The organism is Streptomyces sp. NPDC058335, assembly GCF_042723915.1.
Lineage (GTDB): Bacteria > Actinomycetota > Actinomycetes > Streptomycetales > Streptomycetaceae > Streptomyces.
In genome coordinates, this window is the sequence record NZ_JBHXHX010000009.1 from 252844 (window position 1) to 278510 (window position 25667).

The following is a 25667-nucleotide window of genomic DNA, read 5'->3' on the forward strand; positions in this document are numbered from 1 at the left end:
AAACGGACGACGGGGGCCGGGAAGCTGTTCGCTCCCCGGCCCCCGTCGTCGGGTGGTCCGGCCCGATCCGGCTGCCCCGGCTAACCCGCCGGAACGGCCTCCGGGGCGTCCCCACCCTCGGCCACACTCTTCGGAATGTCACGCACCGTATCGGCCATGGCCTTGACTTCCGGCAGCAGTTCGGGCCACCCGCCCGCCGGAGCGAGCGCCACACCGCGCCACCACGGCTCGGCGGGCACGGTCTCGGCGGTCGGTTCGAAGGGCTCGCCGGGGCGGGGCAGCGCGATCCGGGTGCCGGCCGCGCGCGCGGCGGCCAGGGTGCCCTCCCCCGGGTCGGACCACGCGTGCGTGGCGAGATTGAAGGTGGCCCAGTGGATGGGCAGGATCGCCCCGCTCGGACCGCCCTGGAGGTCGAGGTGGGCGCGCAGCCCCTCCTCGGGGGTCATGTGGATGTCCGGCCACAGCTCCGAGTACGCGCCGATCTGGATCATCGTCGCGTCGAACGGGCCGTACTCGGCGCCGATGTCCTTGAAACCGTCGAAGTAACCGGTGTCGCCGCTGTGGAAGATCCGGTGCTCGTCGCCGGCGACGGACCAGGAGGCCCACAGGGTGTGCTGGGTGTTGCGCAGGCCGCGGCCGCAGAAGTGGCGGGCCGGGGTGGCGGTGAGGGTGAGGCCGCCGACCCGCGTCGCCTCGTGCCAGTCCAGCTCGCGCAGCCGGTCCGCGGACACGCCCCAGTGCTCGAGATGGGCGCCGACGCCGAGCGGCACCGCGAACAGGGTGTCCGTGCCGGCCAGCGCCTTGATCGTGGGCAGGTCCAGGTGGTCGTAGTGGTCGTGCGAGATGACGACGACGTCGACCGGGCCGAGGGCGGCCAGCGGCAGCGGGGCCGGGTGCAGCCGCTTGGGACCCGCGAAGGGGAAGGGGGAGCAGCGCTCGCCCCAGACCGGGTCGAACAGCACCCGGTGCCCGTCGATCTCCGCGAGCACGCTGGAGTGCCCCATCCAGGTCAGGCGCAGGCCCGTGGCGGGCGGCCGGGCCAGGTCGGCGAGGGTGGTGGGGTGCACCGGGACGGGGCCGGAGGGGGAGCGGCGGGGGCGGGTGTCCTTGTCGAAGAAGGCCTTGGCGAAGTCGAGCCCGGTGCCCGAGGGCCGGATCCGCGCGCCGATGCCGCCGGGGTTCTGGAACACCCCGTTCTTGAAGTGTGGTGATCTGCGGATACGCGCCAGGCGCTCACCGCTCGGGTCCGCGCCGAAGGCCTCGGGCTGCAGTGCGCGGAGCCCGGGGCTCAGGGAACGGAATCCGGCCACGGTACCTCCAGGTGGGGTCGCTGAGGATTCCCATTATGGTCGGCCGGTCCGACAAACCTCGGGCCGCCCTGGTCCGCGGGCAGGCCGCGGCGCGTTGACACGGCGCCTCCGGGCTCTCGATACTGACCCACTGTTCAGTAAAGGTTCCTGGCGAGGAGTCCGCTTGACCGCCCCCCTGCTGTCCCTCACCTGGACCGACCATCTCACCGGCCGCCGGGGCTACCTGGTCGTCGACCGGGTCGTGCGCGGCGTGTGCAGCGGCGGCCTGCGGATGCGGGAGGGCTGCACCCTCGACGAGGTGACCGGCCTGGCCCGCGGCATGAGCCTCAAGGAGGCCCTGCACTACGACCCGGCGGCGCGCTACGTCCCCCTGGGCGGGGCGAAGGGCGGCATCGACTGCGATCCCCGGGACCCGGAGTCGTACGGGCTGCTGGTGCGGTACCTGCGGGCGGTACGGCCCTACGTCGAGAGCTGCTGGGCCACCGGTGAGGACCTGGGGCTCAGCCGGGACGTCGTCGACCGGGCCGTCGCGGAGGCCGGGCTCGTGTCGTCGGTCCAGGCCGTCCATCCGCTGCTCGACGACGAGAGCGCGGCCCGCCGACGGCTCGCGGACGCCTTCGCCGTCGAGGTGGACGGCATCGGCCTGGACGAGCTGGTCGGCGGCTGCGGGGTCGCCGAGTCCGTCCTCACCGCCCTGGACCGGGCCGGGGTGCCGCACGCCGGCACCCGGGTCGCCCTCCAGGGGCTCGGCACCATGGGCGGGGCCACGGCGCGCTTCCTCACGCGCGCGGGGCTGTCGGTCGTGGCCGTCGCCGACGTCAAGGGCACGATCGCCAACCCGGCCGGCCTCGAGGTGGAGGCGCTGCCGGCGGCGCGGGACGCCCACGGCACCGTCGAGCGCCGCGCGTTGCGCCCCGACGACCGCGAACTGCCGGGAGACGCCTGGCTGTCGGCCGAGGCGGAGGTGCTGGTGCCGGCCGCCGTGTCGTACGCGATCGGGCCGGACGAGCAGGCGCGGATCGCCGCCCGCTGGATCGCCGAGGCGGCCAACATGCCCGTCCTGCCCGAGGCGGAGGAGCTGCTGCACGCGCGCGGGGTGAGCGTGCTGCCGGACGTGGTCGTCAACTCCGGGACCAACGCCTGGTGGTGGTGGACGCTGTTCGGCGACATCGGCGCGGACGCCGGGGAGGCGTTCGCCCACACGCGCCGCTCGATGCGCGCTCTGGTGGAACTGGTGCTGGCGCGCGCGGAGGCCGACGGAACGACCCCGCGCCGGGCCGCGCACGCGATCGCCGACCAGCGGCTGCCGGTCGTCGCGGAACGGTTCGGGCAGCACCGCTGAGGGCGTCGGCGCAGGTCGCGGGCGCTGTGTAGGGTGACGGCGTGGCAAGGGTCCGGTTGAGTGTGGCGGAGCGGCGCGAGGAGTTGCTGCGGGCGGCCATCGAGCAGATCGAGGCGCGGGGCGTGGCCGCGGTGAGGATCGCCGACGTGGCCTCGGCTCTCGGTGTGAGCAACGCGCTGGTGCTCTACCACTTCTCCACCAAGGAGCGGCTCGTCGCCGACGCGTTCGCCTTCGCCGCCGACGGCGACCTGGCCCATCTGCGCAAACTGCTCGGCCGCCGGACGACCGCACTGCGCCGGCTGCGGTCGGCGGTGCGCTGGTACGCCCCCACGGGACCGGCCAAGGGCTGGCGGCTGTGGATCGAGGGCTGGGCGGCGTCGCTGCGCGAACCCGCCCTGCGGGACGTCGCCCGCGACCTGGACCGGCGGTGGAAGGCGGCGCTCGCCGAGGTGATCGCGGAGGGGGTGGCCGCGGGTGAGTTCCGCTGTCCCGACCCGGCCGGGACTGCCCTGCGTCTGACGGCCCTCCTCGACGGTCTCGCCGTACAGCTCACGTCCTACGACGGTGCGGTGTCCCGGGCCCGTGCGCAGGAATGGGTGGAGGAGGCACTGGACCGGGAACTCGGGCTGGGGGCGCAGACGTTGGGCGCCCAGGAGCGCTGAGGCCGGATCAGTCGATTTTGTACACGGCTCAGTCGAGTTCGTACACGGCCGTCACCGTCGCCGTCGCGCGGATGACGCCCGGCGCCACGGGGACTCCGCCGGAGGCGGCGTCGGCGGCCGGGGGCACCGGGCGCGGATAGCCGGTCGCGTTGCGGCCGGCCGTACCTCGGGAACGGCCGGCCGCGTCCCCCCGGGCTAGGGCGTGTTTCGAAAGCAGCGTCGTCTGCCCGAAGGACAGGCCGGGCGGCGTCTGGTGCGTGCGATCGCAAGGCGGAGGGGCGTCCCGACACTGGTTGTATCGGGACGACCCCGACACGCGGCGAGCGTGCGCGTCAGGCGTCGCCCGGCAGTCGGGACTTCCGAAACACGCCCTAGGCCACGGACGCGATCCGCAGCTTGATGTCGTCGGGTGAGAGCGTGCCCTTCGCGGTCACGTGGTCGCCCGAGGACTCCCCGCGCAGCCGGCGCCCGATCCAGGGCACCAGATACTCGCGCGCCCATTGCACGTCGTCGCGCCGGATCTCGAGGGTGCCGCGCGGCGGGAGCTGCGGCCAGGGCTGCTCCGGGTCGGCGGGTACCTCGAGGCCGAGGACCTGACCGGCGCGCAGCGCCACGCGCGTGTGGCCCTCCGCGCCGAGATGGAGCCGGTCACCGTCCCATGCCCGTCGGTCCTGGATGGACTTCAGCGACCACAGGTCGAGGACCGGACAGCCGTACCGGTCCGCGACCGCGCGCACGTGCCCGTTGTAGGTGGCGATCTTGCCGCGCAGATGCCTGAGCACGGGGACGCCACGGGTGTCGAAACCGGTTGTCACCATGACGGTGCCGGCCACGGAGGTGAGGGCCGCGATCGCTCGCTCGAAGCGTTCGGCGACCTCGTCGGGGTCGGTGCCCGGTCGGAGGATGTCGTTGCCGCCCGCACAGAAGGAGACCAGGTCCGGCGCGAGCTCGACCGCCCGGGGAAGCTGGTCCTCCACGATCTGGTCGAGCAGCTTGCCGCGCACCGCGAGGTTCACGTACCTGAAGTCGCCTTCGGGCCGGCGGTCCGCGAGCAGTACCGCGAACCGGTCGGCCCAGCCGACGAACGCCCCGTCGGGGCCGGGGTCGCCGACGCCTTCGGTGAAGCTGTCCCCCACCGCCACGTACGACCCGATCACTGAACTGTCGTCATTCTTCGAATCGTCTGCCACAACCGTTCATGATTCACCTTCGAATGTGACTTACGCGACCGTAGGCAGGGGTTGACGGACGGTGAGATAAGCCACTCCTAAAGACTTGGCCAATGCGGGAATAAGGTTTTCCTCAGGCGCGTCGGTGCAACGACCACACCCGGAAGTCGCTGATCCGGAAATGGCTCCAGGTGGTGCGGAAGGCGAAATGCCCTGCGGTGTACGGCTCCGGGTCCGTGTGGTCGAAGACGAGCCGCCCGTTGTTCCACCACCGGACGGTGGAACCGTCGGAGACGATGCGGACATGATGCGGCGCGTTCGCCACCAGCAGCGGCTCGGTGTAGTCGAAGATCAGCGGCCGCACTCCCGCCTGCCCGACGTAACGGCGCAGCCGGGTCGTGGTGTTGGTGTTGGCGCCGTAGCCGGCGTAGTACGTCCTGAGGTGGTCGTACTCGGCGAGGGCGCCGCCGCGCGGGGTGGCGAAGAGGTCGTCCGGAGAACGGGCGTCGACGGCGTTCCAGAAGTTGTTGAGGTCCGAGACGCGGTCGTTGACGCCGCCCGCGGAGACCGGGATGGCCGTGTACTCCAGGACGTACGGCCCTTCGAGCCGCTTCTTGAACCAGATCGTCGCGCCGGCCGGCACGTCGACCTCCAGGGTGCCGCGGGAGGCGGTGACGGAGCCGCCCTTCTCCAGCTCGACGGCCCACCGGCCGAGGCCGTGGCGGAAGTCGTCGTGGGCGATCAGGCGGCGGTGGCGGGGCGTGGCGCTCGCCGCGGTCGCGGGGGCGAGTGCGGCCAGGGCGGCACCGGCGGCCAGGGCGCCGAAGGCTCTGCGGGTGGTGGTCATGGGAAGCGGCTCCTTCAGGGCGTGGTGAGGAGGGTGGGCGTGGTGGCGCTGGGCGTGGTGATGAGCGGCTCGGGGACACGGCGGGTCTCGGTGCCGAGGTAGTAGTCGGTGTACGTGGACTGGAGGTAGCCGCGCACGGTCCAGCCGAGCCGGTACGCCGGGTTCTGCGCGAGGGTGTAGACGCGGGTCTTCGTCGGCTCGGTGGTGGTGTAGAGGCGCAGGGCGGTGTGGTCGGCGGTCTCGGCGAGGATCTCCTCGCGCCAGTCGCCGACGAGGTCGCCGTAGAAGGGGGTGGCGTTGCGGGCGCCGGAGACCACGCCCGCGGGTTCGAAGAGGGTGGTGGCGGTCTCGGTGACGGGGTCCCACTTCTCGACGTGGGTGAGGTCGAGCAGCTCCGACGCCTTGTCCCCGTCCCACCAGACGCGGAAGTTGACGCTCGGTGTGGTGCCGGAGACCTTGCCGTCCCGCACGTTGAAGACGCCCGCGCCGGGCCGGGTGACGTCGGCCGTGGAGGTCCAGTACTCGTAGCCGGGGTGGCCCGGGTCGATGTCGGCGGCGCTGCCGCGGCCCACGTCGAGGTCGGCGTCGCTCACCGGGTTCGCCGGGTGGGCGCCGGTCACCAGTCGTTCGCCCGTGTCGGCGTCGTAGTAGTACCAGGGGAAGTTCGAGACGATGCCCAGTTCGGACTGCTGGATGGCGAAGCCCTCCAGGCCGGGGCGGGCGGGGTCGAGGTCGGCGATGTGGAAGCGGTCGCCGTGGATGGCGCGGTCGACGACATAGCGCAGGGTGCCGTCGCTGTCGACGACGTAGTTGCCGTCGGCGATCTCGTCCTTGCCGTCCTGGTCGACGTCCACGGTGCGGATCTGGTGGAAGCTGGTCGCGCCGGAGGCCGGGTCCACGACGTACTTCCAACGGCGGGTGAGATCGGTGCCGTCGAAGTCCCAGGTCTGGAACAGGGTGCGGAACGCGCCGCGCCGGGCGCCGACGCGGGTCACCGACTTGGTGACGAGGCTGGGGTGTTCGCCGTCGAGGTGGGCGATGCCGAAGTGGCCGCCGGAGGGGCCGTCGGCGACGAAGTCGTCGGGGACGGGCTGCCGGGTGCGTTCGGCGCCGGTCGCGCCGTCGATCACCGAGACGAACTGGTCCGCGGGCGAGTCGGCGGTGACGCGGGCGCCGTCCGCGAAGGTGGTCCCGGCGGCCGTGTGCACCAGCACCTCGGCCTTCCCGTCGCTGTCGAGGTCGTACACGGTGACGTTGTCGTCGTTGCGGTAGCCGCCGATCGCGGTGGAGCCGCTGATCGCGGCGGGCGCGGGGTCGTTGGCGCCGTTCCCGCCGGCCTGGGTGTAGGAGCCGGGGCCGAGGTCGACCCGCCAGAGCCGCTCGCCGGTGAGGGTGTACGCCTCCAGCAGGTCGGGGCGGTCCCGGGTCCGGGAGAGCCGGCTGACGACGAGTTCGTAGCGTCCGTCGCCGTCGAGGTCGCCGGGCCACGCGTGCTGGACGGTGTAGCCGTCGGCGGCGGAGAGGGGGATCTCGGCGTAGCCGTCGGCGAAGTCGAGGGCGGGGGAATCCGCCTCGGCCTCCCGCCCGTCGACGACCGCGCGGACGGTGTACCTGCCCTTGCCGGGGCTGTCGTCACGGTAGGTCGTCGACTTCCTGACCGGTTCGCGGTTGAGCCGGCGGCCGTTCTTGTACACGTTGAAGGCGATCGCGTCGCCGTGACGGGCGTACTCGGTGCCGAGCAGCCGCCAACTGAGGAAGGTGCCCTCGGCGGAGGGGACGGCGACCAGTCCGCGGTCGAGGTCCTCGACGACGCGGCGCGGCTGTTCGGCGTGGGCGGACGCCGCCCGGCCGGTGGCCGGCGCGGTGAACAGCCCGGCCAGCAGGGCCGCCGCGGTCGCGGTGACGGTGACGGTTCTTCGGCGCGGGGTGGCGTGCACCAGGGCTCCTTCACGGCACAGGATTGCGTGAGACGGACGGGCGCGATGCGGGGAAGCGCTTGCCGCTCTTTTCGATCACTGTGTCCCCGCCCTGCTCCGCCTGTCGACACCTCCGGCACTCCTGCCACAAGACCGCAATGGAACGATCATGAACGCGCAAACTCGAACAGGCGCGGATCGGTTGCGGGGGGGCGTCGATGCGAGCGTGGGTGCAGGAGCAGGAGCAGGTGCGGGCACCGGTGTGCGGGCAGACGGAAACACCGAAGGCCGGACCCCGGGATCGGGGTCCGGCCTTCGGTGGCGTGTCTGTCAGGCGGGAGGTCGAGCGGTACGTCAGCCGACGGAGACGCCGTGCGAGCGCAGGTAGGCGACCGGGTCGATGTCCGAGCCGTAGTCGGGACCGGTACGGATCTCGAAGTGCAGGTGAGGGCCGGTCACGTTGCCGGTCGCACCGGACAGGCCGATCTGCTGACCGCCGGAGACGGACTGGCCGGCCGAGACGGAGAGCGAGGACAGGTGGGCGTACTGGGCGTAGTAGCCGTCGGCGAGCTTGATGACGACCTGGTTGCCGTACGCGCCGCCCCAGCCCGCGGAGACGACCGTGCCCGCGCCGACGGCCTTGAGCGAGGTGCCGGTCGGGACGACGAAGTCGACACCGGTGTGGTAACCGCTGGACCACATGCTGCCGGACATCTTGTACGGGGTGCCGACGGTCGCACCCGCCACCGGGAGGGTGAAGCCACTGGAGGCGGTGGCCTTCTCGGCCGCCTGCGTGGTGGACGCCTTCGACGAGGAGGACTTCGCGGAGTCCGAGGAGTCCGAGGAGGACGACTTCGCGGAGGAGCCCGAGGACTGCTTCGACGAGGTCGACGAATCGGATGAACCGGACGAAGTGGACGGCGACTTGGTCGTGCCGGTCGCGGCCTTCTTGCCGATCGACAGCTTCAGCCCCGGGTGGATCAGCGACGGGTCCTCGCCGACGGCCTCACGGTTGTCCGCGTAGAGCCGGCTCCAGCCGCCGCTGACGTTCTGCTCGTCCGCGATCTTCGAGAGGTAGTCGCCGGACTGCACCGTGTAGGTCTTGGCGCCCGTGGCGGACTTCGCGGACTTCTGTGCCACGGAAACAGTCTCGACAGCCTTTTCCGAAACAGAGGAAAGGGCGGAAGCGGCGGAGACGGCGGAAACCGACTGCGGCGCCGACTGGGACGGTGCGGCCTGCGCGCCGGTGGCCCCCATGAGCGGCAGGGCGAGCGCGGCGCCGCCGGTTCCGGCGACGGCGATGGAACGGGTGAAGCGCTGGGACTTCGGACGGCGGTGCTTACCCTTTGCGGGCATGACGAATTCCTCTCCGGCGCCTGCGAGGTGAGCTGTCGGGTGCGGACTGGAGATGTCCGGCCGCGCCGAGGCGCGGCTTTACCCCTAGCCGTTCCGGAGACCGGAACAGGCGGTACTGCCTGTGGGTCCCCCGCTCCTGCCGTTCACGGGTGAGTGTGCGGTCTCCGGGCGGCGGCAGGATTGGGCGTCCGTCCGGATTGGTGTGGAACGTAAGCGACCAAGACGCACAGGTACAAGCGAAGGTTGCACTCCTCGCGCCATTCTCTTGATCCCCTGTGAGAATTTCCGGTCACCCTCCGTGCATCGAGAGGCCGGTTTTCCCATAAACACCCTTGGAAAACAGCCGTATTACGTGAACATGACGGGCGACTCAACGTCACGAATATGACGCTGCTCACGTGACATGACCCCAGAGCCCCTTATTCCAGAGCGAGTTGGAATGAAGAATCCAATTCGGACAGAACTCCCAGATGCGACGCAGCCGGATAACCGACACATCAAGGCCACCACGCATCCCGGTACACGACCCGTGGTGCAGCAGCACCGCATTCCGGTGAACTTCGACCCTTTCACGGCATTCGTACACCGCTGCCGGGTCGACGGCGCACCGCCGCAGCGCGGGCGCGGGCTCGCCGAAGCGCTGCCCCTGGAGCCAGACGAGGACGACGCTCTGGTTCTCGCGGACGTACTGGACGGTGCTCGGTCGGCCCTCCGGGGGGCCGCAGCCGGTGGAGGTCGCCGTGCCGCACCAGGGGACTGCTCCCCTTGTGGAGACCGATCCACTCCCGCGCCTGGGCCGACTCCCCGCCGTCCGCCCGGAGAGGTCACCGCCGACGCCGAGCACCCCGGCCATGGCGCTCACGAACCGGAGGCGCAGCGAGCCGACCCGGCCGTCGAGCCGGGTGTCGGAGCTGCCGGTGACCCAGGCGGCCATCACGCGCGCGGAGCGGCTCCGGCTGAAGCCGTGCCGGACGGCCAGCCGGTCCCGCGGGTCGGTGTCGTCGGAGGTCCACACCTGGTCGGCACGGCTCAGGATGCCGGGGCCGATCCATCCGCAGCCGCCGCCCGAGCAGGACTCGAAGGCCACGCCGGGGTGGGCGGCGCACAGCCGGTCCGACAGGGCGTACAGGACGTAAAGGGTGCAAAAGGGCGCACACATGATCCACCCAGAACCGCCGCGGGTAGGGGTCGTCCGGCCGGCCGGCGTCGGCGAAGACGTGGCCGCAGTCCCACTTGACGTAGTCGATGGCCGTGCCGGGCAGGAGTGCGTGGAGCTGCCGCCAGAAGTACTCCTGGGCGTCCTCCCGCCCGAGGTTCAGTACGAGTTGATTGCAGAGTTCCGTCCGCTTTCGTCCGGGCCAGAACTGCACCCGGACGGAGTGGGCCCGGTACAGCTCGCTGTCCGGGTTGGCCATCACCGCCCAGGCGACTCACCAACCTGGCCGAGCCCCGCTCGGGCAACTCCCTCTTGAAGGCCGCCACTCGGGCAACCCGGCCGGCCGGGCCATCGCCCAACCCCTCCCTGCCTGATCCAGAACCGCCGCCCAGGCGTCTCCCCTCCCCACAGACCACCTCTCCCCCAACCCGCAACCCCGATCTCCCACCCCCCTGGCCGGAGCCGCAGCCGGCACTCCCCCGACCGAGGGCCTCGCGCAGCCAAGGCGCCGCCACTCAAGCCCCCGGCCGAAAGCCTCGCTCAGCCCAGATGACCCCCATCACGCATCCCGCCCGGACGAGTCCACAGGTCCGACAACTCCCCGTCTGGCAAGGAGCCCGTCACCGCGGCGCCCTTCCCCCACGGCCCGCCACCCAGGCACCCCACCACGCTCACCCACCACCCCCTCCCCGGCGACCGTCACTCACGGCACTCCCGCCCCAGCCACCCACCCGAGCCGCCCCCTCCCCACCCACCCGGAACCGGCGTCCACGCCAGGCGTCGCACCACCGCCGGAGGCCCCTGTCGACAACCCGTTTGCCCCGGCCGTCCATGTCGTATGGTCAATGAGGTGTTCCGGTGGCCATCTCGAGCCGCGCCGGCCGGGACCGACGACCGGGAGGAGCCCCCGTGACGCAGCAGATCCCGTCGACCGAGCCCGAGCTGGCAGGAGTGCGCAACTTCCGGGACGTGGGCGGTCTGCCGACCGTCGACGGCCGGCGCGTCCGCCACGGCGTGCTGTTCCGCAGCGGCCATCTCGCGCACGCCACCGACGAGGACGCCGCGTTCCTCTCCTCGCTGGGCCTGCACACGGTCTTCGACTTCCGTAACGCGGCGGACCAGAAGCTGGAGGGCCCGGACGTCGAGCTGCCGGGCGTGCGCAATGTGAACCTGCCGCTCTCCGACCCGGCGGACGGCTCGGAGTTCTGGAAGATGGTCCGCGAAGGCGACATCGACCAGCTGCGCGAGATCCTCGGCGACGGCAAGGCGGCCGGCCGGATGATCGCCTCCTACCGCTCGATCATGAAGGAGCGCACGGGCGAGCACTCCCGCGTGCTGCACTCCCTCGCGGAGGACAGCGTCCCGGCGCTGATGCACTGCGCGGCGGGCAAGGACCGCGCCGGCCTGTCCATCGCCGTGACACTGCTCGCCCTGGGCGTGGAGCGCGACGCGATCCTGGCCGACTACCTGGAGTCCAACGCCAAGCACCGCCGTTACAAGGTGCGCCGCAGCGGCACCTCCGCCGACGCGTACTCCCCCGAGATCATGGAGCTGCTCGGCCCCCTCTTCGACGCCCGCGCCGAGTACCTGACGGCCGCGTTCGAGACCATCGAGGAGACCTGGGGCGGGGTCGACGCCTACCTGGAACAGGGCCTCGGCCTGACCCCGCAGACCCGCGAGCGGCTCCGCGAGCGGCTGCTCGACTGAGCCCCCGCTGTCCGGGGCCGCCGACTACTGCCTGGCGCCGACCTCGAACAGCAGCCACAGGAACCCGGCGAAGACATGCCCCACCGCGATGTAGATGATCAGCCGGATCCACAGGCTCCGGGGGAACTTCTCCTCGATGTCGGTCATGGCGTCACTCCAGGGGTGGGGCCGAGGCACAGCGCGGCCGTCGGGCTCTGCAGCAGGGTGTGGACGAACAGCAGGTCGACCCCGTCGGGGTCCTGGGCGGCGATACGGTGCGGGGTCAGCGAGTCGAAGTGCGCGCTGTCCCCCGCACCGAGCAGGTGCGTGGTGTCCCCGAGGCGCAGCCGCAGCCGTCCCCGCAGGACGTGCAGCCACTCCTCGCCGGGATGCACCCGCACGATGTCGCCCTGCGAGCCGTACGGCACCTGCACGCGCAGCGCCTGCATGCCCCGCCCGGAGGCGCCGGACTGCCAGTAGGTCCAGCCGCCCGCGTGGGTCGGTTCCATGTCGGCGGCGCGCACCACGGCGTCCCGGTCGGTGACCGTCTCGCCGAGCAGTTCGGAGACGGTCGTACCGTAGATACGGGCCAGTGCGAGCAGCATCGGCAGCGAGGGCTGGCGCTGCCCGGTCTCCAGCCGGGAGAGGTGGGCCGGTGACAGCCCGGCGGCGCGGGCCGCGGCCTCCAGGGTGAGGGAGGCGCGTCGGCGCAGGGCGCGGAGCTGGGGTGCGACGGCGCCCAGGTCGTGCACCGGCCCGGACTCGGAGGCGGGGTGGCTCATGACTTCATTCAGCCGGAACTTTGCCTCCGCGGCAAATTCGTTGCCTCAGAGGCAAAGGGGTTCCGGACGTGCAGGCCCGCAGAGACCTACCGGTTGGCCACCGCCTGCTTGATCAGCGTCCTGCCGAAGTCCCAGACCAGCCCGCCCCCGTTGTGCGCGTCGTCCATCACCTCGGTGAAGGCGTCCACGAACCGGTTTACCTCCGCCTCGCCCACCACCAGCGGCGGAATCAGTTTGATCACCTCCAGGTGGTCGCCGGAGACCTGGGTGAGGATGCGGTGCCGCTGGAGCAGCGGGACGACGACCATCTGCGCGAACAGGCCCTTGCGGGCCGCCTGGAGCATGGTCCAGCGACTGCGCAGTTTCAGGGAACGGGGCCTTCCGAACTCGATGCCGATCATCAGGCCCCGGCCGCGGACGTCGGCGAGCAGTTCGTACTTGTCGATCAGCGCCGTGAGCCGGGACTTCAGCAGGTCCCCGGTCAGGCGGGCGCCCGCCACGATCTGCTCGTTCTCCATGACGGACAGCACGGCGAGCCCGGCCGCCATGGCCTGCGCGTTGGACCCGAAGCTGGCCGAGTGGACCAGCACCCGGTCCATGGACGAGTAGACCTTCTTGAAGATCCAGTCCTTCCCCAGCGTGGCGCCGACCGGCACATAGCCGCCGGAGAGCGCCTTGGCGACGCACACCAGGTCCGGCTCGACGCCCTCCTCGTGCTGGTAGGCGTAGAAGTCGCCGGTCCGGCCGAGGCCGGTCTGCACCTCGTCTGCGATGAGCAGCGCCTTGTGCCGGTGCAGCAGTTCCTGGGCGGCGCGCAGATAGCCGGGCGGGGCCTCGTGCACGCCCTTGCCCTGGATCGGCTCGACGATCAGGCCGGCCACGTCGCCCTTCTTCAACTCCCGCGCCAGCGCGTCGAGATCACCGAGGGGTACGGCGGTGTCGGGCAGCAGCGGCGCGAAGCCGTCCCGGAACCCGCCCTCGCCGTTGACCGACAGGGAGCCCGTGGTGAGGCCGTGGAAGGCGTGGTCGCAGTACAGGACCCTCGGCTTCCCGGTGGCGTACCGGGCGAACTTCAAGGCGGTCTCGACGGCCTCCGTACCGCTGTTGCCGAAGAACACCCGGTCCAGGTGCGGACTGTGGGTGAGGAGCTTCTCGGCCAGCAGTCCGGGCAGCGGCTGGCAGTCGAAGCGGGTGAGGTCCGCGAGCGAGGCGTCCAGGACGTCGTGCAGCGCCTTGCGGACGACGGGGTGGTGGCGGCCCAGGCCCATCACCCCGAACCCGGCGAGCATGTCCAGGTAGTCGTTGCCGTCCGCGTCCCAGAAGTAGGCGCCCTCGCCCCGCTCGTAGACCTTGTCGAAGCCGATGGTGTGCAGCATGCGCGGCAGTTGGTGGTTGAGGTACCTGCCGTGCAACTCGTAGCGTTCGGCTCCGCGCTCGGCCAGCAGCGCGCCGAGGTCGAACTCCGTACTCATTCCGCTGTCTCCTTGACCGGGCCACCGGTTGTCTCCGTGACGCGCCCGCCGGCGGTCTTCCTCACGGGGCCGTCGACGTCGCGGACGGCCAGGCTCGCGCTGATCCGTCCGGCGATCTCGACGGGCGTCAGGCCGATGTCGGCGAGCACCTCGGCCCGCTTGGCGTGGGCGAGAAACTGCTCCGGGATGCCGAACCGCCGCACGGGCACGTCGACTTCGGCGTCCCCCAGGGCCAGGGCGACGGCCGAGCCGACGCCCGCCGCACGGCTGTTGTCCTCGACGACGGCCACCAGACGGTGTTCGGCGGCCAGGCCGGGCAGGGCCGGGTCGACGGGTTTCACCCAGCGGGGGTCCACCACCGTGCAGTCGATTCCCCGGGCCTCCAGCAGTTCGGCGGCCCTGAGGCAGGCCGGTGCCATGACGCCGACGGCGACCAGGAGGACCTCCGGCGCCGCGCCGCGGTGCAGCACGTCCATGCCGCCGACGTGGCCGACGGCCGGGATCCGCGGGCCGACCGACTCCTTCGGGAAGCGGATCAGGGTGGGCGCGTCGTCCACGGCAACCGCTTCCCGGAGTTGCGCGCGCAGTTGGTCGGCGTCGCGCGGAGCCGCGATCCTGAGGCCGGGGACGACCTGGAGCACGGACATGTCCCACATGCCGTTGTGGGAGGCGCCGTCGACCCCGGTCACCCCCGCGCGGTCGAGGACGAACGTGACCCCGCAGCGGTGCAGGGCCACGTCCATCAGCAGTTGGTCGAAGGCCCGGTTGAGGAAGGTGGCGTAGACGGCGACGACGGGATGCAGGCCCCCGGTCGCCAGCCCGGCCGCGGACACCACCGCGTGCTGTTCGGCGATCCCGACGTCCCACACCCGGCCGGGGAAGCGGGCGGCGAACTCGGCGAGGCCGACCGGGTGCAGCATGGCGGCGGTGATCGCCACGACGTCGTCGCGTTCCGCACCGATCCGCACGATCTCGTCGCCGAACACGGACGTCCAGGAGGGGGCGCCGGCCGGGGCGAGCGGCGCGCAGGTCAGCGGGTCCATCACCCCGACGGTGTGGAAGTGGTCCTCCTCGTGCGCGAGAGCCGGCTCGTAGCCGCGGCCCTTCTCGGTGAGGCAGTGCACCAGCACCGGCCCGTGGAAGCGCTTGGCCCGCCGCAGCGCCGACTCGACGGCCCCGATGTCATGCCCGTCGATGGGACCGACGTACTTCAGGCCGAGGTCCTCGAACATGCCCTGCGGGGCGAAGGCGTCCTTGAAGCCCTTCTTCGCGCCGTGCAGCGACTCGTAGACGGTGTGGCCGACGACGGGCGTGCGCAGCAGTACGTCCTTCCCCCAGGCCAGCACCTTCTCGTAGCCGTCGGTGGTGCGCAGGGTGGCCAGGTGGTTGGCGAGGCCGCCGATGGTCGGGGCGTAGGAGCGTTCGTTGTCGTTGACGACGATGATCAGCGGCCGGTCCTTGGCGGCCGCGATGTTGTTCAGCGCCTCCCAGGCCATGCCGCCGGTGAGCGCGCCGTCGCCGATGACCGCGACGACGTGGCCCTTCTCGCCCTGCACCTGGCGGGCCTTGGCGAGGCCGTCGGCCCAGCCGAGGGCGGTGGAGGCGTGGCTGTTCTCGATGACGTCGTGCTCGGACTCCGCGCGTGAGGGATAGCCCGACAGGCCGCCCTTGCCCCGCAGCTTGGAGAAGTCCTGACGTCCCGTCAGAAGCTTGTGCACATAACTCTGATGGCCGGTGTCCCACAGGATGCGGTCGACCGGCGACTCGAAGACCCGGTGCAGGGCGACGGTCAGTTCCACCACCCCCAGATTGGGTCCGAGGTGTCCGCCGGTCCTGGCGACGGCGTGCACCAGGAACTCCCTGATCTCGCCGGACAGTTCGCCGAGTTCCGCCTCGGACAGCGCCTTCAGGTCGCGCGGTTGCCGAATGCTCTCCAGGATCGTCACGCTCGGGCCCCCTCTCGGTCCGTGCTGTTCAACTCACGGTGACGGCCGGCTCCCCCGACGCGACGCCGTCCTGTTCCATCTGCTCGGCGAGCTTCATCGCCTCCTCGATGAGGGTCTCCACGATCTTCGACTCGGGGACGGTCCTGACGACCTCGCCCTTCACGAAGATCTGCCCCTTGCCGTTGCCGGAGGCGACTCCCAGGTCCGCCTCCCGTGCCTCGCCGGGGCCGTTGACCACACACCCCATGACCGCGACGCGGAGCGGGACCTCCATGCCCTCCAGCCCCGCGGTGACCTCGTCGGCCAGCTTGTACACGTCGACCTGGGCGCGGCCGCAGGACGGGCAGGAGACGATCTCCAGCCCGCGCCGCCTGAGGTTGAGCGACTCCAGGATCTGGATGCCGACCTTGACCTCCTCCGCGGGCGGCGCGCTCAACGACACCCGGATCGTGTCCCCGATGCCCTGCGAGAGCAGCGCCCCGAAGGCCACGGCCGACTTGATCGTCCCCTGGAACGCCGGACCGGCCTCGGTCACCCCGAGATGCAGCGGGTAGTCGCTCCGGGCCGCCAGCTGCCGGTAGGCCTCGACCATCACGACCGGGTCGTTGTGCTTGACGGAGATCTTGATGTCCCGGAAGTCGTGCTCCTCGAAGAGGGACGCCTCCCACAGGGCGCTCTCGACGAGCGCCTCCGGGGTGGCCTTGCCGTACTTCTGGAGCAGCCGCCGGTCCAGCGACCCGGCGTTGACCCCGATCCGGATCGGCGTGCCGTGCTCCCTCGCGGCCCGCGCGATCTCCTTCACCTTGTCGTCGAACTGCTTGATGTTGCCCGGGTTGACGCGGACGGCCGCACAGCCCGCCTCGATCGCGGCGAACACGTACTTCGGCTGGAAGTGGATGTCGGCGATCACCGGGATCTGCGACTTGCGGGCGATGGTGGCGAGGGCGTCCGCGTCGTCCTGCGTGGGGCAGGCGACGCGGACGATCTGGCAGCCGGACGCGGTGAGTTCGGCGATCTGCTGAAGGGTCGCGCCGATGTCGGACGTACGGGTCGTCGTCATCGACTGCACCGACACCGGGGCCCCGCCCCCGACCGCCACCGGCCCGACCTGGATCTGCCGCGACACGCGCCGCGTGGCGATCGGCCGGACCGGTACCTCGGGGAGGCCCAAGGAAATGGCGGTCATGGCGCTACTCGCGGTTTCCGGAGACGGTCTCGCGCATGGCGCGCAGCGACTCCTTGAGCGAGCCCATGGTGGCGAGGACGGCGGTCGGCTCGTAGCCGCAGTGCGCCATGCAGTTGGCGCAGCGCGGGTCCTTGCCACGGCCGTACTTGTCCCAGTCGGTCTCCTCGATCAGTTCCCGGTACGTCGGCACATAGCCGTCGCTCATCAGGTAGCAGGGCCGCTGCCAGCCGAAGAGGGAGTAGTTCGGGATGGCCCAGGCCGTGCACGGGAAGTCGACCTTGCCCTCCAGGAAGTCCAGGAAGAGCGGGGAGTGGTTGAGCCGCCAGCGGCGCCGGTTGCCGCCGGAGAAGGCCTTCTTGAACAGCTCACGGGTCTGCTCCACGCCGAGGAAGTGCTCCTGGTCGGGGGCCTTCTCGTAGGCGTAGGCGGGCGAGATCATCATCTCGTCGACCTTGAGGTCGTCGTTGAGGAAGTTGAGCACCTCGATGATGGTCTGCGGGGTGTCGGTGTTGAAGAAGGTCGAGTTGGTGGTGACCCGGAAGCCGCGCCGCTTGGCCTCCTTGATCGCCTCCACCGCCTCGTCGAACACGCCCTCCTTGGCCACGGACTCGTCGTGCCGCTCACGCAGCCCGTCGATGTGCACGGCGAACGCGAAGTAGGGCGAGGGCGTGAACTTGTCCATCTTCTTGCGCATCAGCATGGCGTTGGTGCAGAGGAAGACGTACTTCTTCTTCGCCACCAACTGCCGCACGATCTCGTCGATCTGAGGGTGCATCAGCGGCTCGCCGCCGGCGATGGAGACCATCGGCGCACCGGATTCGAGCACCGCGCCCACGGCCTGGGCGACGGGCATGCGCTGCTTCAGCACACCGGCCGGGTGCTGGATCTTGCCGCAGCCCTCGCACGCCAGGTTGCAGGCGAAGAGGGGTTCCAACTCGACGATCAGCGGGAACTTGTCCCGCTTGCGGAGCTTCTGTTCAGCCAAGTATGTAGCGACCTTGACGGACTGGCGCAGCGGCATGGCCATCTGGCTCACCTCCGGGGGAGCAGCACATTGCGGTGCCATTCGAAGAATGCAGGCAGGACGGAACGAAGGACGCGGAAAGCCGATATTCCACCGCGCACCGTGCCGATCCGGACGAGTTCATGTTCAGGAGCGTCCACGACCACCCGGACGGCCGCAACCGGGCGCATGCCCGCGCGGACGGCGCTCAGGAGCGTGGCCGCCGACTCCATGTCGACCGCGATCGCGCCGGTGGCGAGCAGGTCGGACCGCTCCGGGCCGCGCACCACGTGGTCGGAGCCGGTCAGGGGGCCGGTGTGGACGGTGCGTCCGGGCAGGGTGCGCACGAGTTCCTTGACGAGCAGGTCGGTGTTCACACACGGCACGGTGCCGAGCGGGTCGCGGGTCTCCTCGGCGACGACGAGATCACCGGGGTGCATGCCGGGGGCCAGTCCCGCGCAGAAGCCGGTGGCGAGCACGGCCGCCCCGCCGAGCACCGGGTCGGCGAGGACCCGGGTGACGGAGCGCTCGGCCGCCTTCGGCCCCATGCCGGTGCGCAGAACGGTCACCGGCCCGCCGGCCCCGCCGCGGTCGCCCATGCGCAGCGCGAGGTGCTCGATGCCGAGCGCGCAGGCGATCAGCAGCGGGGCGGAGGCGGGCTGGGCCTTCATCAGCGTCCCTCGGCCTCGGCGGGAACCGGTGCCTTCGCGGCGAGGGGCTCACCGTGGACGTACCGCCCGAGCGCGGTCAGCGGGAAGACCTGCCGGTACAGGTGGTAGTTGATGGAGAAGTCCCAGGGGAAACCGGTGCCGGTGAACTGGGGCTCGTCCCAGGAGCCGTCCTCGCGCTGGTTCTCGGCGAGCCAGGCGATGCCCCGTTCGACGGCCTTGGAGTCCTTCTCCCCGGCCGCCAGCAGTGCCATCAGCGCCCAGGCGGTCTGTGAGGCGGTGGAGGCGCCCCGGCCGCTCCAGCGTGTCGAGTCCTGGTAGGAGCGCAGGTCCTCGCCCCAGCCGCCGTCCTCGTTCTGTACGCGCTTCAGCCAGCCGACCGCCCGCCGGATCGCCGGGTGCCGGGCGGGCAGTCCGGCGGCGGTGAGCGCGGGCACCACCGAGCCGGTGCCGTAGATGTAGTTGACGCCCCAGCGCCCGAACCACGAGCCGTCCGGCTCCTGTTCGGCGAGCAGCCAGGTGATGCCGCGCCGGGTGCGCGGATCGTGGGAGAGGCCCTCGAACGCGAGCATCTCGACGACGTGCGCGGTGACGTCCGCGGACGGCGGGTCGATGACCTCGCCGAAGTCGCAGAACGGCAGCCGGTTGGGGAAGGGGCTGGTGTTGTCGACGTCGAACGCGCCCCAGGCGCCGTTCTTGGACTGCATGCCGAGGTTCCAGCGCACCCCGCGCCCGATCGCGCTCTCCACCCGGTCCGGGTCGTGATGGCGTACCCGGCGCAGCGCGAGGACCACCTCGGCGGTGTCGTCGATGTCGGGGTAGTTGTCGTTGTGGAACTCGAACGCCCATCCACCGGGCGGAAGTTGGGGCCTCCGTACGGACCAGTCGCCGGGCCGCACGATCTGCTCGCCCAGCATCCAGTCGGCCGCCTTGACCAGTTGGGGGTGGTCGGCCGGCACCCCCGCGTCGGCCAGCGCGATGGTGGCGAGGCAGGTGTCCCACACGGGTGACTGGCAGGCCTCGATCATCCGGGCCCCGTCCTCGCGCCACACCGCGTACCGGTCCAGCGACTTCAGGCCCTCCCGCATCACGGGGTGTTCGAGGTCGTAGCCGAGCAGGTACAGGGCGATGACCGAGTACACGGCCGGTGGCTGGATGCCGCCCCAGCAGCCGTCGTTCTCCTGCCGCTCGATGATCCAGCGGGCGGCGGAGTTCAGGGCTGCCTTGCGCAGTCTGCGCACCGCGACCGTGCGGTAGCCGCGCACGACCTTGTCCAGCCGCTGGAACAGTCCGTCCCAGCTGACCACCGGTGCCAGTGGCCTCGGCGGGTTGGGATCGGCCGGGTCGGTGTGCAGTTCGTCGAGCGGGAAGGGCGCCGGACGCACCGGGCGCTTCGCCGAGACGACGGTGAGCGGCACGATGGTCTGCCGGGCCCAGCAGCCGAAGTTGTAGATGCTGAGCGGGAACCACTTCGGGAAGTAGAGGAGCTCCGGCGGGAGTTCGGGCAGGTCCTCCCACTTCCACCAGCCGAACAGCGCCAGCCAGATCCGGGTGAAGACGCGGGCGGCGGCGATCCCGCCCTGCTCGCGGACCCAGGCGGAGGCCTTCGCCATGTGCGGCGCGCCCGGCTCGTCCCCGGCCAGCCGCAGGGCGACGTACGCCTCGACGGTGGCGGAGAGGTCGCCGGGGCCGCCGTGGAAGGTGGCCCAGGTGCCGTCCGCGCGCTGTTCGCCGCGGATGAAGAGGGCGGCGGCGCGGGTCGTCGACTCCTCCTGGATGCCCAGGAACTGACGGAGCAGCAGGTCCTCGGCGTCCATGGTGACGTTCGTCTCGAGGTCGCCCTTCCACCAGCCCTCGACGTCCTGCCGGGCGAGCAGGAAGTCGGTCGCGCGCTGCACCGCGCGCACGGCGGCTTCTTGTACCCCGGCCGCCGCGGGGATGTCGATACGGGTTTCGCTGGCCGCGGCAGCGCGGGGCGGGAGGGCCCCGGTGCTTCCGTCGGTCGTCGCTGTCATGGCTTCCCCTTCGTGCAGTGTGCATGGCGTTGCGTCTGCTGTGGGTCCGCCGTCGGCCGGTGCGTCTCTTCCCGCGACACCGGCCGGCGACTACGCGAGGGTTATTCGACCGATAGTGATCATCTCTTTCGTACGACGACGAAGTCGGCGAGAGCCGTGAACTGGTCCCGCACCTGCTCGGGCATGTCGATGGCGTTCAGGGCTTCGATGGCGATGGTGTGCTGACGGCGCGCCTCCCCGGCGGTCCACTCGCGGCCGCCGGCCTCCTCGATGAGCGCGGCGCGGGCCGCGAACTCCTCCTCGGAGAAGTTCTCGAAGTCGCTGCGCTTGGCGTCGGCGGCGAGCATCTCCCCGAGCTGTTCGGAGGCGGGGCCGCCGGCGTCGAGGGCGGCCACGACCGGGAGGGACTTCTTGCGCTGGCGCAGATCGCTCCAGGTCTGCTTGCCGGTGGCCTCCGGGTCGCCCCAGATGCCGAGGAGGTCGTCGACGGCCTGGAAGGCCAGGCCGAGGTGGTGGCCGTAGCGCTCCAGGGTGTCGGCGGTGCGCACGTCCGCGCCGCCGAGCACGGCGCCGATCGAGCTGGCGCAGGCCAGCAGGGCGCCGGTCTTGTTGCCCTCCATCTCCAGGCACTCCTCGACGCTGACGCGGTCGCGGTGTTCGTAGGAGATGTCCTGGGCCTGGCCGTCGATCAGGGCCCGGGAGGCGGTGGTCAGCCGCCGGGCGGCCCGGCCCGCCTCGACCGTCCCGAGTTCGAGGAGGACCTCGCCCGCGAGGGCGAACAGGGCGTCGCCGACCAGGATGGCCTGGGCGGGGCCGTGCACCTTCCAGACGGTGTCGCGGTGGCGGCGCTGCTCGTCGCCGTCCATCAGGTCGTCGTGCAGGAGCGAGAAGTTGTGGACCAGTTCGACGGCGACCGCACCGGGCACGCCCACCTCGGGCGCTGCGCCGGTGACCTGGGCGGAGAGCACCGCGAGCGCGGGACGTACGGCCTTTCCGCCGTCCCCGTCGGTCGGGTTGCCCTGGGCGTCGATCCAGCCGAAGTGGTAGGCGGCGACCGTGTCCATGGGAGACACCAGGCGGTCCACGGCCGCGCGCAGCACCGGTGTGGCCAGGGTCCGGCCGCGCTCCAGCAGCGCGGTCACGTCCACCGCGGTCCTCCTGGCGGCCTTCTCGGCCGGGGGCACAGTGGGCACAGTTTCTCCTCTTGTCGCGGTACCGGAGGGGGTGCGGGGGTGTGCCGAGCCGTGCTGATCGGTCATCAGGCGGCCTCCTCGAACGCGAAGAGGCGGCGGGGGCGGGGCCGGCCGAGGGCGCCGAGGGCGGCGTCCGCCGCACTCACGCCGCTGCGGACCGCACTCTCCATGGTCGCGGGCCACCCTGTGGCGGTCCACGCTCCGGCCAGGTACAGGCCGGATGCCTTGGTGCGGGCGCCGGGCCTGAGCCGTCCGACGCCGGGGGTGGGAGCGAAGGTGGCCGTGCGCTCCCGGGTCACGAAGAAGTCCCGCACCGTGGCGCCGCGCGTGCCGGGCAGCAGCCGCTCCAGCTCGGGCAGGTAGCGCTCGCGCAGGGCGGCCACGGGTGCGTCGATGTCCTCGTGCGCGGCGGACTGCGAGACGGCGAGGTACTGTCCCGCCCGTCGCCCACCACCGCCTTGGTACGGAGGCCCTTCGGGCCCGCCGCCCAACAGCCCGGAGGCTTCGGTGCGGTCGAACACCCATTGCACCGGGGTGCCGAGCGCGGCGAGGAAGGGGACGTCGAGCACCTTGCGGTCGTAGACGACGTGCACGTTCAGGATCGGCGCCGTCCCGATGTCCAGGAGCCGCTCGGGGGCGTCGAGCGCCCCGTCCGGTAGCAGGTCGTACGTCTCGCGCTGCGGTACGGCGAGCACGACGGCGTCCGCGCGGAGCGTCTCGCCGGGAACCTGAACGGTCCAACTGCCGTTGTCCTCGGCAGAGACGGAGGTGACGCGGGTACGGACCTCGGTGCGCACGCCCGCGGAGTCGAGCGCCTTGCGGGCCAGCCGGTCGTGCAGTTCGCCCAGCGGCACATGGGCCCAGCCGATGTCGGCGGCGCCCGGTTCGGACAGCAGACCGGTCTTGAACACCATCGCGGCGAGCGCCAGGGAGGTGTCGCCCGCGACCGCGTTGAGGGTGGCGACCCCGACCAGGTCCCACAGTGCCTCCACGGCACGCGCCGACTGACCGTGCGCGGTCAGCCAGCCGCCGAAGTTCTGCTCGTCCAGGGCCGGATCGGCGAGGTCGAGCCCCTTGAGCGCGAGCGCGGCGCGGCCGACCTTGGCGCGATCGGCGAGCGAGAGATGCGGATACGTGGCGAGGCTGCGCCCCAGGTGGAGGGGGACCGGCAGCGCGTCGCGCCGCAGTCTGCCGAGCCGTCGCCCCTCCGGCTTGGCGAGGTCGACGACGGGCACGTCGAGACGGTTCTGGATCGGTGCCAGCGCCGTGCCCTCGATGCGGTCGAGGAACCAGCGGTAGGCGGTGCAGCAGCGCAGGTACACGTGCTGGCCGTTGTCGACGGTGAGCCCGTCGCGCTGGAAGGAGAAGGCCAGGCCGCCGAGCCGGGGCCGGCCCTCGAGCAGGGTGACGCGCACGCCCGCGTCGGCGAGCGCGAGCGCGGCGGTGATGCCGGCGAGCCCGCCGCCGATCACGACGGCGTCCCGCCCGGAGGTTTCCGGGATGTCGGAGCGCGGCTCGTCGCTCATCGTGCACCCTCCCCTGTGCGTCCACCGTGACGGTTGAACTCTGCACGGCAGGCCGTCGCAGTCAGGGACGCCGCGCCGCGGCGGAGGGTTGCGTGCCGCTTTTCTCCGGCGGCATCGCCCTGGTCCACTTCTTCGTCACCCCGTGGGTCCATCAGATCTGCCTCCTGCCGGCCAGCCGGGACACATGGCGGGTGTCCAGACCGGAGAGGCCGCGGACGGCGACGTAGGCCTTCTCCCGGCCGGGCAGCGAGACCCGGCCGCGCAGGACGGCCTCGGGGTCGCGCTCGATGCGGTCGAGGAGGCGGCGGTAGATGCCGGCCATCGCGGCCACGCAGGCGCCGCTGCGCCGGTCGAGCAGGGGAAGCAGCCGGTAGCCCTCGGCGAAGAGGGCGCGGGCCCGTCGCACCTCGAAGTGCACGAGGCCCGCGAAGTCCGAGCCCTCCGGCGGCGTCGGCCCGTCGAACCCGGCCGAGCAGCCGAACTTGGCGAGGTCGTCGGCGGGCAGATAGGTGCGCCCGCCGGCGGCGTCCTCGCGGACGTCCCTGAGGATGTTGGTCAGCTGGAGGGCGAGCCCGAGGGTGTCGGCGTACTCCGGCGCCCGGTCGCCGCCGCGCGCCCCCGGTTCCGTACCGAACACGCCGAGGGAGAGCCGCCCGATGGCGCCCGCCACACAGCGGCAGTACGTCTTCAGGTCGTCCCAGGTCTCGTAGGTCTCGCCGCGGACGTCCATCAGGACGCCGTCGATCAGCTCGTCCAGGCCGCCGAGCGGGAGCGGGAAGGCCTTCGCGGCGTGCGCGAGGGCGACCGCGACCGGGTCGGTGTCGTCCTCCTCGACCTCGCCCGCACGGATCCGGGTGAGCAGCGCCCGCGTGTCCTCCAGCCGGGCGCTCTTGACCTCGCCGTCCAGCGCGCCGTCGCCGATGTCGTCGACGCGGCGCGAGAACGCGTACAGCGCCGACATCGCACGCCGCTTCGCGGTGGGCAGCAGCCGGATGCCGTAGGCGAAGTTGCGCGCCTGTTGTCCGGTGACGGTCTCGCAGTAGCCGTAGGCGGCGAGTACCGGTGCTGACACGGGTGGCGGTGACTCCACGTTCCGGATCACCCCTCTCCTCGCAGGGTCACGCCCACCTCGCGCAGCAGCCGGAGCTTGCCGGGCTTGGGCGGGCCGGGAAGAACGTCGTGCTGGACGGCGGCGATCGCGTGGAGCGCCGCCCTTCCTCCCGCCACGAAGCCCGCGAGCAGCAGCCTCAGCCTTCCGTGGACGCTACCCACGAGGGGGGCGCCTTCATTCAGGAGGTCGCGGGCGCGTTGGGCTTCGAAGGCGACCAGGGCGCGCACCGACGCGCCCGCGGTGGCCGCGGCGAGATCCGCCTCCTGGACGTGAAATCGCTTCATGTCCGTGGCGGGAAGGTAGACACGGTCGCGGCCGAGGTCCTCGGCCACGTCCTGGAGGTGCTCGACGATCTGGAGCGCGGTGCAGATCGCGTCGGAGCGTCGGACGCGCTCGGGGGTCGCGGTGCCGGTGACGGCGAGGACCAGCCGGCCCACGGGGTTGGCGGACAGCTCGCAGTAGGCCAGCAGGTCGTCGTAGGTCTCGTACCGGGTGACGAGCTGGTCCTGGCGGTTGGCGGCGATCAGGCCGAGGAAGGGCTCGGGGGTGAGCGAGCGGCGGCGCACGGTGGGCTGGAGGCGGCGCAGCAGGGGGTGGCGGGGGGTGCCGTCGAAGACGCGCCGCAGGTCGGCCTCGAAGGCGTCGAGGAGGACCAGCCGCTCCTCGGCCTCGCCGGCCGGCACGCCGAGCAGGCGGGCATCGGCACCGCCGGGTGCCAGGTCGCCGTCACCGATGTCGTCGACGAGGCGGGCGAAGCCGTACACGGCGACCAGATCCTCGCGCCAGTCCCGGGGCAGGAAGAAGGGGGCCACGGGGAAGTTCTCGTCCGCGGCCTTGGCGAGGGTGCCGCGCTCCGCGTCCGCGGGGCTCGGCGCCGTCATCGTCGACTTCCCTGGGCAGGGACGGCGCATGCTGCGTTGAGCTGGGGAGTTTCCGTAGCCATTGCCGTCACATCTCCCGTTCTACACCGACAACCCGACACCCACTATTTCGGACACGCCGCCCGGCCGCCCGCGCGGCAGCCGTGGCTGGGGGTGTCGCGCATTATGGCCCCACTTGACGCGTTTCGGGACCCGCCACAGCTTACGTTGTACAAGGCAGCGAGGTTCGCGCGGGTGTCCCGCAGATCACAACAACACACCGATTGCCGTCAAGCTTCCTGGGACGGGCCGGAGTTGACGCTTCCTTTGCGGACGTCGGGGCCCCCCCCGCCCCCAGGACAGCGGGCCCCCCCGGCCCCCGGGCCGCAACCGCGGCCGAAAACCACACCCCCCCCACCACAGAACCGGGTGGCGGCCATACATCAGACGCCCCGAGAACC

General features: G+C 71.6%; 22 protein-coding genes, 1 pseudogene and 1 riboswitch. Of the genes and pseudogenes, 3 read left to right on the forward strand and 20 right to left on the reverse strand.

Annotation, left to right across the window (positions count from 1 at the left end; all coding sequences use genetic code 11):
* Positions 1 to 80 precede the first annotated feature (80 nt).
* The gene (locus tag ACFWJX_RS20065) at positions 81 to 1310 is read right to left on the reverse strand and encodes an MBL fold metallo-hydrolase (RefSeq protein WP_383244692.1); all 1230 of its coding nucleotides are present in this window, start codon (positions 1308 to 1310) and stop codon (positions 81 to 83) included.
* A gap of 163 nt (positions 1311 to 1473) precedes the next feature.
* Here ACFWJX_RS20065 and ACFWJX_RS20070 point away from each other — a divergent pair, with 163 nt between their 5' ends.
* Both ACFWJX_RS20070 and ACFWJX_RS20075 read left to right on the forward strand, forming a co-directional pair.
* Positions 1474 to 2652, forward strand: a complete 1179-nt coding sequence (locus ACFWJX_RS20070; RefSeq protein WP_383244695.1) for a Glu/Leu/Phe/Val dehydrogenase dimerization domain-containing protein — start codon at positions 1474 to 1476, stop codon at positions 2650 to 2652.
* Between the two features lie 41 nt (positions 2653 to 2693).
* The gene (locus ACFWJX_RS20075) at positions 2694 to 3314 is read left to right on the forward strand and encodes a TetR family transcriptional regulator C-terminal domain-containing protein (RefSeq protein ID WP_383244697.1); all 621 of its coding nucleotides are present in this window, start codon (positions 2694 to 2696) and stop codon (positions 3312 to 3314) included.
* Between the two features lie 371 nt (positions 3315 to 3685).
* On the opposite strand, the gene ACFWJX_RS20080 is transcribed toward ACFWJX_RS20075, so the two are convergent.
* The 6 genes and pseudogenes from ACFWJX_RS20080 to ACFWJX_RS20105 form a co-directional block, all read right to left on the reverse strand.
* Positions 3686 to 4471: an SGNH/GDSL hydrolase family protein gene (locus ACFWJX_RS20080; RefSeq protein WP_383245042.1), complete on the reverse strand. Its 786-nt coding sequence runs from the start codon at positions 4469 to 4471 to the stop codon at positions 3686 to 3688.
* A 145-nt stretch (positions 4472 to 4616) separates the two neighbouring features.
* Positions 4617 to 5330, reverse strand: coding sequence for a DUF6250 domain-containing protein (locus ACFWJX_RS20085; protein ID WP_383244700.1), 714 nt, complete (start codon positions 5328 to 5330; stop codon positions 4617 to 4619).
* Between the two features lie 14 nt (positions 5331 to 5344).
* A complete protein-coding gene (locus ACFWJX_RS20090; RefSeq protein ID WP_383244703.1) occupies positions 5345 to 7267 on the reverse strand; it encodes a hypothetical protein in 1923 nt (640 codons plus the stop codon).
* A gap of 333 nt (positions 7268 to 7600) precedes the next feature.
* Positions 7601 to 8602 carry a peptidoglycan DD-metalloendopeptidase family protein gene (locus tag ACFWJX_RS20095; protein ID WP_383244706.1) on the reverse strand — a complete coding sequence of 334 codons (1002 nt, stop codon included), beginning with the start codon at positions 8600 to 8602 and terminating at the stop codon, positions 7601 to 7603.
* Positions 8603 to 8606: 4 nt separating this feature from the next.
* Positions 8607 to 8764: riboswitch (cyclic di-AMP (ydaO/yuaA leader) on the reverse strand.
* Positions 8765 to 8996: 232 nt separating this feature from the next.
* Positions 8997 to 9761 carry an alpha-galactosidase gene (locus ACFWJX_RS20100; RefSeq protein ID WP_383244709.1) on the reverse strand — a complete coding sequence of 255 codons (765 nt, stop codon included), beginning with the start codon at positions 9759 to 9761 and terminating at the stop codon, positions 8997 to 8999.
* A 91-nt stretch (positions 9762 to 9852) separates the two neighbouring features.
* Positions 9853 to 10017: pseudogene (locus tag ACFWJX_RS20105) on the reverse strand (alpha-galactosidase); the annotation flags it as partial.
* Positions 10018 to 10667: 650 nt separating this feature from the next.
* Between ACFWJX_RS20105 and ACFWJX_RS20110 the strand changes: the two are divergent.
* Positions 10668 to 11465 (forward strand): tyrosine-protein phosphatase, encoded by a 798-nt coding sequence (locus tag ACFWJX_RS20110; RefSeq protein ID WP_383244712.1) that lies wholly within the window; start codon positions 10668 to 10670, stop codon positions 11463 to 11465.
* Between the two features lie 24 nt (positions 11466 to 11489).
* On the opposite strand, the gene ACFWJX_RS20115 is transcribed toward ACFWJX_RS20110, so the two are convergent.
* The 13 genes from ACFWJX_RS20115 to hpnC form a co-directional block, all read right to left on the reverse strand.
* Entirely contained in the window at positions 11490 to 11612 is a 123-nt protein-coding gene (locus ACFWJX_RS20115) for a DUF6126 family protein (RefSeq protein WP_383244714.1), read from the reverse strand.
* Positions 11609 to 12226 (reverse strand): helix-turn-helix domain-containing protein, encoded by a 618-nt coding sequence (locus tag ACFWJX_RS20120; RefSeq protein ID WP_383244717.1) that lies wholly within the window; start codon positions 12224 to 12226, stop codon positions 11609 to 11611. The genes ACFWJX_RS20115 and ACFWJX_RS20120 overlap by 4 nt, the downstream gene beginning before the upstream one ends.
* A gap of 86 nt (positions 12227 to 12312) precedes the next feature.
* The gene (locus ACFWJX_RS20125; RefSeq protein WP_383244720.1) at positions 12313 to 13698 is read right to left on the reverse strand and encodes an aspartate aminotransferase family protein; all 1386 of its coding nucleotides are present in this window, start codon (positions 13696 to 13698) and stop codon (positions 12313 to 12315) included.
* Positions 13695 to 15644 (reverse strand): 1-deoxy-D-xylulose-5-phosphate synthase, encoded by a 1950-nt coding sequence (dxs, locus tag ACFWJX_RS20130; RefSeq protein WP_383244723.1) that lies wholly within the window; start codon positions 15642 to 15644, stop codon positions 13695 to 13697. The genes ACFWJX_RS20125 and dxs overlap by 4 nt, the downstream gene beginning before the upstream one ends.
* A 28-nt stretch (positions 15645 to 15672) precedes the next feature.
* Positions 15673 to 16830, reverse strand: a complete 1158-nt coding sequence (gene ispG / locus ACFWJX_RS20135) for a flavodoxin-dependent (E)-4-hydroxy-3-methylbut-2-enyl-diphosphate synthase (RefSeq protein ID WP_383244725.1) — start codon at positions 16828 to 16830, stop codon at positions 15673 to 15675.
* A gap of 4 nt (positions 16831 to 16834) precedes the next feature.
* Positions 16835 to 17857: an adenosyl-hopene transferase HpnH gene (gene hpnH, locus ACFWJX_RS20140; RefSeq protein WP_383244728.1), complete on the reverse strand. Its 1023-nt coding sequence runs from the start codon at positions 17855 to 17857 to the stop codon at positions 16835 to 16837.
* Between the two features lie 5 nt (positions 17858 to 17862).
* Positions 17863 to 18504, reverse strand: coding sequence for a 1-hydroxy-2-methyl-2-butenyl 4-diphosphate reductase (locus ACFWJX_RS20145; protein ID WP_383244731.1), 642 nt, complete (start codon positions 18502 to 18504; stop codon positions 17863 to 17865).
* Complete coding sequence (shc, locus tag ACFWJX_RS20150) at positions 18504 to 20516, reverse strand: squalene--hopene cyclase (RefSeq protein ID WP_383244734.1); 2013 nt, start codon at positions 20514 to 20516, stop codon at positions 18504 to 18506. The genes ACFWJX_RS20145 and shc overlap by 1 nt, the downstream gene beginning before the upstream one ends.
* A gap of 119 nt (positions 20517 to 20635) precedes the next feature.
* Positions 20636 to 21700, reverse strand: coding sequence for a polyprenyl synthetase family protein (locus tag ACFWJX_RS20155; protein ID WP_383245045.1), 1065 nt, complete (start codon positions 21698 to 21700; stop codon positions 20636 to 20638).
* Between the two features lie 74 nt (positions 21701 to 21774).
* Positions 21775 to 23235, reverse strand: coding sequence for a hydroxysqualene dehydroxylase HpnE (hpnE, locus tag ACFWJX_RS20160; protein ID WP_383244736.1), 1461 nt, complete (start codon positions 23233 to 23235; stop codon positions 21775 to 21777).
* Entirely contained in the window at positions 23232 to 23387 is a 156-nt protein-coding gene (locus ACFWJX_RS20165) for a DUF6380 family protein (protein WP_383244739.1), read from the reverse strand. The genes hpnE and ACFWJX_RS20165 overlap by 4 nt, the downstream gene beginning before the upstream one ends.
* Positions 23387 to 24337: a presqualene diphosphate synthase HpnD gene (hpnD, locus tag ACFWJX_RS20170; RefSeq protein ID WP_383244742.1), complete on the reverse strand. Its 951-nt coding sequence runs from the start codon at positions 24335 to 24337 to the stop codon at positions 23387 to 23389. Before hpnD ends, ACFWJX_RS20165 begins: the two co-directional genes overlap by 1 nt.
* Positions 24334 to 25227 (reverse strand): squalene synthase HpnC, encoded by an 894-nt coding sequence (hpnC, locus tag ACFWJX_RS20175; protein WP_383244746.1) that lies wholly within the window; start codon positions 25225 to 25227, stop codon positions 24334 to 24336. The genes hpnD and hpnC overlap by 4 nt, the downstream gene beginning before the upstream one ends.
* Positions 25228 to 25667: the final 440 nt, after the last annotated feature.